The organism is Bradyrhizobium sp. NAS80.1 (assembly GCF_001908205.1).
In the GTDB taxonomy this organism is placed as follows: domain Bacteria; phylum Pseudomonadota; class Alphaproteobacteria; order Rhizobiales; family Xanthobacteraceae; genus Bradyrhizobium.
Genome location: NZ_LGHL01000101.1, coordinates 1 through 6315 on the forward strand (window position 1 = coordinate 1; position 6315 = coordinate 6315).

Consider the following 6315-nt stretch of genomic DNA (forward strand, 5'->3'; position numbering starts at 1 on the left):
CCGTAAGTTGCTACAGCCATCCGAACCTCGCTGCCTCGTCCCGTATTTCGCAATCAATATTGCGAGCAAATCGATCCAAATTTTCGACGTGCGACGAAGTATATCTTAACTAAACACAGCGACATTGCGGCAGTGCACCGAAAAAATCAAATCGATTTTTATGCAACGCAGCGTCGCTGCAAGAGAATGCACAAAGTGCTGTCACATACGTGACAATTTAGTTGGCATCACGCCGCATTTGCTACCAAACCGCATCAGTTTTCGTACAGCATTGTCGCGTGCATTTGAACGACTATTCAACCATGCCGCTTAAGCCGTTATTAGGCCGCAGCCATTAACACTCGCGACCAATTCGGGGAGTTGTGTCGTGAGTACCGTTGCCGTCTTCAGCCTGCTGATTGGATCGTTGCTGGGAGGCCGATTCCGAATCTTCATCCTGCCGCCCGCCATCGTTATCGGCGCGGCGATTCTCGGTGCAGGCTCGGCCTGGCAGGGACATACTTCAGCTCATACCGTTGCCTTGATTCTCGTCTTTGCAGCCGTGCTCCAGCTCGGCTACTTCTGCGGCGCCTTCCTGGTCCGCGTGCGAGCGCCGGCCTATCGCGGCAAGACCGCGCCGTCGTTCGACGGCCGCAGTTTCGGCTAGCCGGGCCGAGAGGCGCAGGGCCCGTCCATCCGCAGCACTGCTCAAACGATCGGTCAGGCGCGCCAGTGGGGTATCCGTCCCGCGTGTTTGGAGAAAAAAGCGGCTCGTGGCGTCCGGATTTCGTCGATAGCATATTGACATCTCGGGCGAAGCTCTCTGAAAGAGTTGGGACCCCATGCCCACAACCGCGCCCCGAAATTCGCCTCGCCCGAAGCTGCCGAACGGGGTGCGCATCTATGCGATCAGCGACATCCACGGCTGCGCGCATCTGCTCGAACAGATGCTCGCCGTCATTGATGCGGACATGGCGAACAGCCGGCCGTATCGCGCGATCGAGGTCTTCCTCGGCGACTACATCGATCGCGGGCCGGACTCGCGCCACACCCTCGATCTCCTGATCAGGCGCAGCCGCCGCCGAAACACGGTCTTTCTCAAGGGCAATCACGAGGCCTATTTCACTTCGGTGCTCGAGGACCCTTCTCGCGCCACCGAATGGCTTCAGTTCGGCGGACTCCAGACCATGATGTCGTACGGCGTGTCGGCCGTGCCGGGCCTTGGCAAGAACGAACTGCCAGATCTCGTGCGCGAGCTCACATCCGCGATGCCACCGGAACATATCGCGTTCCTGCGCCAGTTGCGGCCGACATTCACATGCGGGGATTTCTTCTTCGTCCATGCCGGTGTGCGCCCGGGCATTCCGCTGTCCGAACAGCGCGAGTCCGATCTGTTGTGGATCAGGGACGAATTCCTCCAGAGCAAGAGGCGCTTCGGCAAATATGTCGTGCACGGTCATACGCCGGTGCGGCAGGCCGAGCTGCTGGAAAACCGCGCCAACATCGATACCGGCGCGTATGCCACCGGCAATCTGACGCTGCTGTCCATCCAGGGCAACAGCATGCTCGCGATCTAGACACTATCAGCCTCTGCCCCAGAGACGACCGAAGAACTCGTCCGCCTTGCCGCGCCGTTCCGCGCGCGTCGAAAGCGCCGATCAGCGCCTAAAAAGGGCGCCACTCCAACAATTAGTGAGAGGCGGCGACAGGCCGATATTCCGGAAAGCGGCTCAGCACCGCCGCCTTCAGGAACTTGAAATGGGCGATCGAAGCGCCCAGCTCCTTGAGACGGCGCTGGCCGTTCAGGATTTCCTTGTCGAACAGATCCTGGTGATGATTGTCCAGCGCCTCGCGCTCGAGATATTCGTCGTCTCCGTTACCGATCGTCACGGCCGCGCGCGCCAGCACGTCCTCCACCCTGCGGTCGAGGCCCGACTGCTCCCGCTCCGCCGCGAGCAGGGCGTCCTCGATCGCAATCATGATGGCTCCGACTCGCGTCCGATCCGTTTCGGCATCGCGCTCGGGCGAGCGCGCGCGGAACGTCTGCTCGCCGCCGAAACGGTCTTTCAGGAAGTTAGGGGTGCGGGCCCGCAAGAAGAGCTGAAACATGCGTGCACTTTCCGGTTCGAGGCGCCAGACCAGAAAATGGGTCCGAGATGGTTAATAAAGGTTGAACCCTTCGCGCCGCGCCGCCCGGCTTTTCGCCATCCAGGCCTTCCAGGCGCCCTCGTGCTTCGCATAGAGCTCGACCCGGCGCCGCTCGCGGGCATCCGGCCACAAGTCACGGCCGCCGGGGACAGCCCTTCCCTGGCCGAACGCCTGCTCGCTGTCGAGCCGCTCGAACTCGAACGTCTCCTCGGGCGTCAGGCCGATGAGGACGCGCCGGCCTCCGGCATCGACGAAATACCGCCGCGGCGCGTTGTGCGTCGGGCTCGTCATGGCGTCTACCCGCGATCTCGTCATGCCCCACTCCCCCTGCCCTGATACAAGCGGCAGCTGTACGCTGGTTGTAAATCCCCGGAATACACGCCGCGATTCGCCAATGAATTATTCTGCCGGACCGGAGCCGGCGAGGAGCGAGACCAGGATCACGATTGAGACCATCTGAATTCGTCCAAGTTACCGAGCGCGTTGCCAGTCTCATCTGCGAGTTGTGTCGAGATCATGATGAGCGCCGCTGATTTTCTTGTCCTGCCAGGGGTTTTTCTGAGCAGCGCCGTGCTTGCGAAGTGAACGCGCTCAGCCGAAGAACCAGAGGAACAATCTCACCAGCAACAACGTGATGAAATACACCCAGCCCGCCATCGCGATCAGCGCAACGCTGAAAAATGCGCCTTCAAAGGCCCGTTCTCTGATCCTCGTGAGAGGAAGTGCCGCTCGCGCTTTTTGAAGCATCTCGGTCTTCTGATTGTTCGTGGGTGTTTGCGCGACCATAGCCGAACGAATTCGACGATCTCGTGACCGTTTGTCTGAGTGAAGCGCAACGCTGCTCCTCGTTATCGCTGGCGCATGCGTACGTCGCGATTGGATCGATCTTCGTTCGCAGTCGTTGCGGATCAACGTCACGCAGTGATTCAATTCAAATTGAGTTTCAACTCCGCAACGTGCCGTCGCGACGATTCGCCGGCCGCGCGCAAAGGATCCCGGCAAGACCAAATCTCCGGGATGGCGCGATGTCCGCCACTGTTGGCTGCGGCAGGTGGCATACCCCGCTCCGGCAATTCGGCTTCGCACAAGGGACCGCGGCCAGCGAGCCGAGCGGCCGTCGACGGCCCAGAACCGGCTTGCACCCGCCGCGCCATCCATCAGCAAGTAGAGGTTGCTGGCGCGCCGGTGTCAGGGATATCGGCTGGCGGCCCCGCGAGAGTTTCGAGAGCAGACTTGCGAAGACCATCCGCTGGTTCTGCGACGAGCGGACACGGTGGCAGAACATCCTCGACCGCGGCCAACCGCGCGCGCATCGGCCTCGGGTAATGAAAACTCCGTGGTTATACGGAGCGCTGGATGCCGATTTTGTCCCGGTAAGGTTGAGCAGTTAGCTTAATAGACGGTGTTTATTGCGAATGCCGGCGGATCGCATATCCATCTTCTCACCGGGCTTCCCCAGGCCCGGCCCCACCCAAGTAGAGCCGTCGAGCGGACATGGGTCCGCTTGGCGGCTTTGTCGTTGTGTCCACGAGAGGATGATTTCGGTTATGGCGCGCAGGCCCTGGTCCTTCAAGGAAGACCGCCGGCTGATGGAATTGGCCAAGTCTTCGACTTCGCTGGAAGAAGCGGCGAAACTTCTCGGGCGCTCGCCCGATGCGATCAAGCGTATGGCCCTGCGCCTCGGCCTGTCGCTGAAATCCAAGGGCACCAAGAAGAGCTAGCGTCCTTCGCGTTGGCCGTGCGCGACAATTCATGGACGTGTGCGTCTCCTTCATCAATCGCTGTATGAATGCCACAATCGACGCAGCCCGCCCCCTTCAGCACTCTCGATCTCTCCACGCCTGGATGTTAAGCTATCCGGCGACAAAGATTGATGCCGTGCTTTCCGGCGGAAAATCGTTGCTCGACCGGCGTCAATATCCGGCCGATCGTTTGTTGGAGGAATGCACCATGCTGTCCCGCGCACTCGCCGTAGCCTTGCTCCTGGCTCTGCCTTCAATGGCGTCGGCGCAAGTCCCTGTGCGGTTCGGATTTCCGAACGGCGCGCCGTGGTGCGCCTTTGGTTTCGACTGCCGATTCCTGAACTTCCGGGAATGCGCGGACTGGATCTATGATCCCGCGCGAAACTGCCTCAAGAATCCGTACTTCGCGGCGCACTACCCAACCGATGTCGACAAGGGCTGGTCCTACAACCGGCGCTGAACACGATCCCTGCGAACGGCTTCGTCATGCGATCCGGCGCAGCTTCGCGCCGTCGGAAGACCTTCAGAGCCGATCCGCATCGCGGCGGCCTGTGAACCCCTCATACAACCAGAAGCATCGGTGATTAGGTTTCGGGTAACGGCGACATGCTCGCCTGGCGGTGCGCCGCGATTGCGGCCGCGGCCCCGATCGACGACAACGCCCCCGGTGGCCTGACGGCGCCGTCTGGCCCGAATTTGGACAGGCTGCCGAAATGCGCCGTCCGACCATGTCCCAATGCGAACCGACGGGGCTGAAGTCCCTGTACGGAGTGTGGGGACCTTAACGATGTTCCCGGCTTTCGAAAGCGACCAACTGGCCGACAAGCTATGCTGGTGCCATGCGCCGCAACCACGTCATTGCAGCCGCGGGAATCTGTCTCGCGCTCATCATATATGCCACGTTTGCCAAGCTCGCGGGGCGGCCGGCGCTCATAGGCCATGCGGAGGCCTATTGGGTGGTCGTCATCGAGCGTTTCAGCGCCTACGGGCTATTGGGCTTCCTTCTGTCCTTCCTGCTGCCGGGGCGTTTCACACCGGCTTGCGCCTTCGTGGTCGCCGTCGCGGTCGGGCTCGAGGTTTTGCAGGCGGTGACGCCGGATCGCGATCCCCGGTTTATCGACATGCTGCAAAAGGCCGCCGGCGGCACTGTCGGCGTCCTGCTCGCCCAGACGATTTTGGCTTTCCTGCCCAGACCGCCGTCCTAGGGCCGTCGGTGCAGCGAACTCACGCCACTCCGCGCCGCAAGCTCGACTGATCGGCCGCGAGAACCCCGGACATCTGCCGATGGGTATCGCGCAACGCTATAATCGCCTCATCGAGGTCGAATTCGGCTTCGCGAATGGTCTCGAAGAACCGCGCCATCAATGCGAGGTTCAGCTTGACGCGGGTGCTCCCGTCGCGGCTCTTGCGGCGATCGAGCGACAGATGCAGCGCCTGCATCCTGGCCTCGGCAGCGCTACAGCCGCTGAGCGTCGCGAGTTCGTCATATGTCATCCAGATCTGAGGCATGTCCCTGTCCGTCCCTTGTTATGGGCCTCAACCTAGATTTCACCTCTAAAGGCAGGGTTGCCACGGTGCGGTCGCACCATGTTTTCGCGACAACAGCGTCAATGCCACGCTAAGGCGCGGGCGCCTTCTAAGATATGGGAGCTTTGGGCGGAGTGAACGGATGGCGCGGCCGGGAGCGACTGTCGAGGCCCTTGGGCAACTTGTCGGCATTGAGCTTCACGACCGCGGATCGAGTGTCTGCTGCCGGCGCGTCTTCCTGGCTGTAGATCAGCGTCGCCTCGAACTTCACGTCGGGCGCTTCCTTGGCCGTTCCCGAACAGGTCGCCAACAGGCCGTTGCACACTCCCAAGAGGTTGACCTCGACCTCGTCCGGCCCGAACACGCTTGGCGGGCCGTCAGCGTGCCGGTTCACGGTCAGGACGGCCGAGAAGCGCTCCTCGTCGACGCGGTAAGAGCCACCATAAGTAAAGAAGCTGTCGCGGCCCAAGATGCGGCCTTCGGTCAAATCCACGACGCCGGTGCCCTGGCCACGCGCAGTCCTGAACCAGGCAGCGTATTTACCGTCTCTCAGCATGGGAAATTTCCCGACGTGAAAATTGACTCGTATTTGCGATCAATTCTGGGGCGCGACAATGACCGAACCGGCGTCCCTTTCGGCAGGGTTAACGCTCCGAAAATCCAATCCATCGAATTGTCGCCAACGCACGACGCCGGCGGCACTGTCAAAACAATTCTATGCCGCCATCCGCGGTCTCGACTGCCTCGACGCGCCGCGTGGCAGCGATCGACGCAAGTCCAAGCGTTTGCAGAAACTCCCGGTGAACGTCCCGCTCGCGCTCCATCGTGTAACGCGCGAAGAAATCGTCGAGCATCGCCTGATCCTGCGCCCCGGGCTCTGGCCGTTGTGTGCCCGCGCTCGCGGCCTCGAGGCGCGCGG

General features: G+C 61.4%; 11 protein-coding genes. 6 read left to right on the top strand and 5 right to left on the bottom strand.

Features of this window, described 5'->3' with window-relative positions:
• The first annotated feature begins 367 nt into the window (after positions 1-367).
• Together AC629_RS22545 and AC629_RS22550 are read left to right on the top strand one after the other, a co-directional pair.
• Positions 368-646, top strand: a complete 279-nt coding sequence (locus AC629_RS22545) for a hypothetical protein (RefSeq protein ID WP_084807170.1) — start codon at positions 368-370, stop codon at positions 644-646.
• A 175-nt stretch (positions 647-821) separates the two neighbouring features.
• A complete protein-coding gene (locus tag AC629_RS22550) occupies positions 822-1556 on the top strand; it encodes a metallophosphoesterase family protein (protein WP_084807171.1) in 735 nt (244 codons plus the stop codon).
• A 112-nt stretch (positions 1557-1668) separates the two neighbouring features.
• Here the strand turns inward: AC629_RS22550 and AC629_RS22555 are convergent, their stop codons facing one another.
• The 3 genes from AC629_RS22555 to AC629_RS47000 all read right to left on the bottom strand — a co-directional run bounded on the left by AC629_RS22555 (position 1669) and on the right by AC629_RS47000 (position 2874).
• Positions 1669-2088 carry a hypothetical protein gene (locus AC629_RS22555; protein WP_084807172.1) on the bottom strand — a complete coding sequence of 140 codons (420 nt, stop codon included), beginning with the start codon at positions 2086-2088 and terminating at the stop codon, positions 1669-1671.
• A gap of 51 nt (positions 2089-2139) precedes the next feature.
• On the bottom strand, positions 2140-2442 hold the full coding sequence (locus AC629_RS22560; RefSeq protein WP_084807173.1) for a hypothetical protein: 303 nt from the start codon (positions 2440-2442) through the stop codon (positions 2140-2142).
• Between the two features lie 276 nt (positions 2443-2718).
• On the bottom strand, positions 2719-2874 hold the full coding sequence (locus AC629_RS47000; RefSeq protein ID WP_168195562.1) for a hypothetical protein: 156 nt from the start codon (positions 2872-2874) through the stop codon (positions 2719-2721).
• Positions 2875-3674: 800 nt separating this feature from the next.
• Here AC629_RS47000 and AC629_RS47005 point away from each other — a divergent pair.
• The 3 genes from AC629_RS47005 (at position 3675) to AC629_RS22580 (ending at position 5074) form a co-directional block, all read left to right on the top strand.
• On the top strand, positions 3675-3848 hold the full coding sequence (locus tag AC629_RS47005; RefSeq protein WP_168195563.1) for a hypothetical protein: 174 nt from the start codon (positions 3675-3677) through the stop codon (positions 3846-3848).
• Between the two features lie 31 nt (positions 3849-3879).
• Positions 3880-4329: a hypothetical protein gene (locus AC629_RS48935; RefSeq protein WP_245331973.1), complete on the top strand. Its 450-nt coding sequence runs from the start codon at positions 3880-3882 to the stop codon at positions 4327-4329.
• Between the two features lie 379 nt (positions 4330-4708).
• Positions 4709-5074, top strand: coding sequence for a VanZ family protein (locus tag AC629_RS22580; RefSeq protein ID WP_084807176.1), 366 nt, complete (start codon positions 4709-4711; stop codon positions 5072-5074).
• Positions 5075-5093: 19 nt separating this feature from the next.
• On the opposite strand, the gene AC629_RS47010 is transcribed toward AC629_RS22580, so the two are convergent.
• Both AC629_RS47010 and AC629_RS22590 read right to left on the bottom strand, forming a co-directional pair.
• Positions 5094-5378: a hypothetical protein gene (locus AC629_RS47010; protein ID WP_084807177.1), complete on the bottom strand. Its 285-nt coding sequence runs from the start codon at positions 5376-5378 to the stop codon at positions 5094-5096.
• A gap of 127 nt (positions 5379-5505) precedes the next feature.
• Complete coding sequence (locus tag AC629_RS22590) at positions 5506-5952, bottom strand: hypothetical protein (protein WP_084807178.1); 447 nt, start codon at positions 5950-5952, stop codon at positions 5506-5508.
• 58 nt (positions 5953-6010) lie between these two features.
• Here AC629_RS22590 and AC629_RS50670 point away from each other — a divergent pair.
• On the top strand, positions 6011-6315 hold a 305-nt coding region (locus AC629_RS50670), incomplete at its 3' end, for a hypothetical protein (protein WP_210419094.1).

Excerpts from the sequence above, each read along its gene's own strand:
- AC629_RS22550 (WP_084807171.1), top strand. The coding sequence starts at position 822 with ATGCCCACAACCGCGCCCCGAAATTCGCCTCGCCCGAAGCTGCCGAAC.
- AC629_RS22555 (WP_084807172.1), bottom strand. The coding sequence starts at position 2,088 with ATGTTTCAGCTCTTCTTGCGGGCCCGCACCCCTAACTTCCTGAAAGAC.
- AC629_RS22560 (WP_084807173.1), bottom strand. The coding sequence starts at position 2,442 with ATGACGAGATCGCGGGTAGACGCCATGACGAGCCCGACGCACAACGCG.
- AC629_RS47000 (WP_168195562.1), bottom strand. The coding sequence starts at position 2,874 with ATGCTTCAAAAAGCGCGAGCGGCACTTCCTCTCACGAGGATCAGAGAA.
- AC629_RS47005 (WP_168195563.1), top strand. The coding sequence starts at position 3,675 with ATGGCGCGCAGGCCCTGGTCCTTCAAGGAAGACCGCCGGCTGATGGAA.
- AC629_RS48935 (WP_245331973.1), top strand. The coding sequence starts at position 3,880 with ATGGACGTGTGCGTCTCCTTCATCAATCGCTGTATGAATGCCACAATC.
- AC629_RS22580 (WP_084807176.1), top strand. The coding sequence starts at position 4,709 with ATGCGCCGCAACCACGTCATTGCAGCCGCGGGAATCTGTCTCGCGCTC.
- AC629_RS47010 (WP_084807177.1), bottom strand. The coding sequence starts at position 5,378 with ATGCCTCAGATCTGGATGACATATGACGAACTCGCGACGCTCAGCGGC.
- AC629_RS22590 (WP_084807178.1), bottom strand. The coding sequence starts at position 5,952 with ATGCTGAGAGACGGTAAATACGCTGCCTGGTTCAGGACTGCGCGTGGC.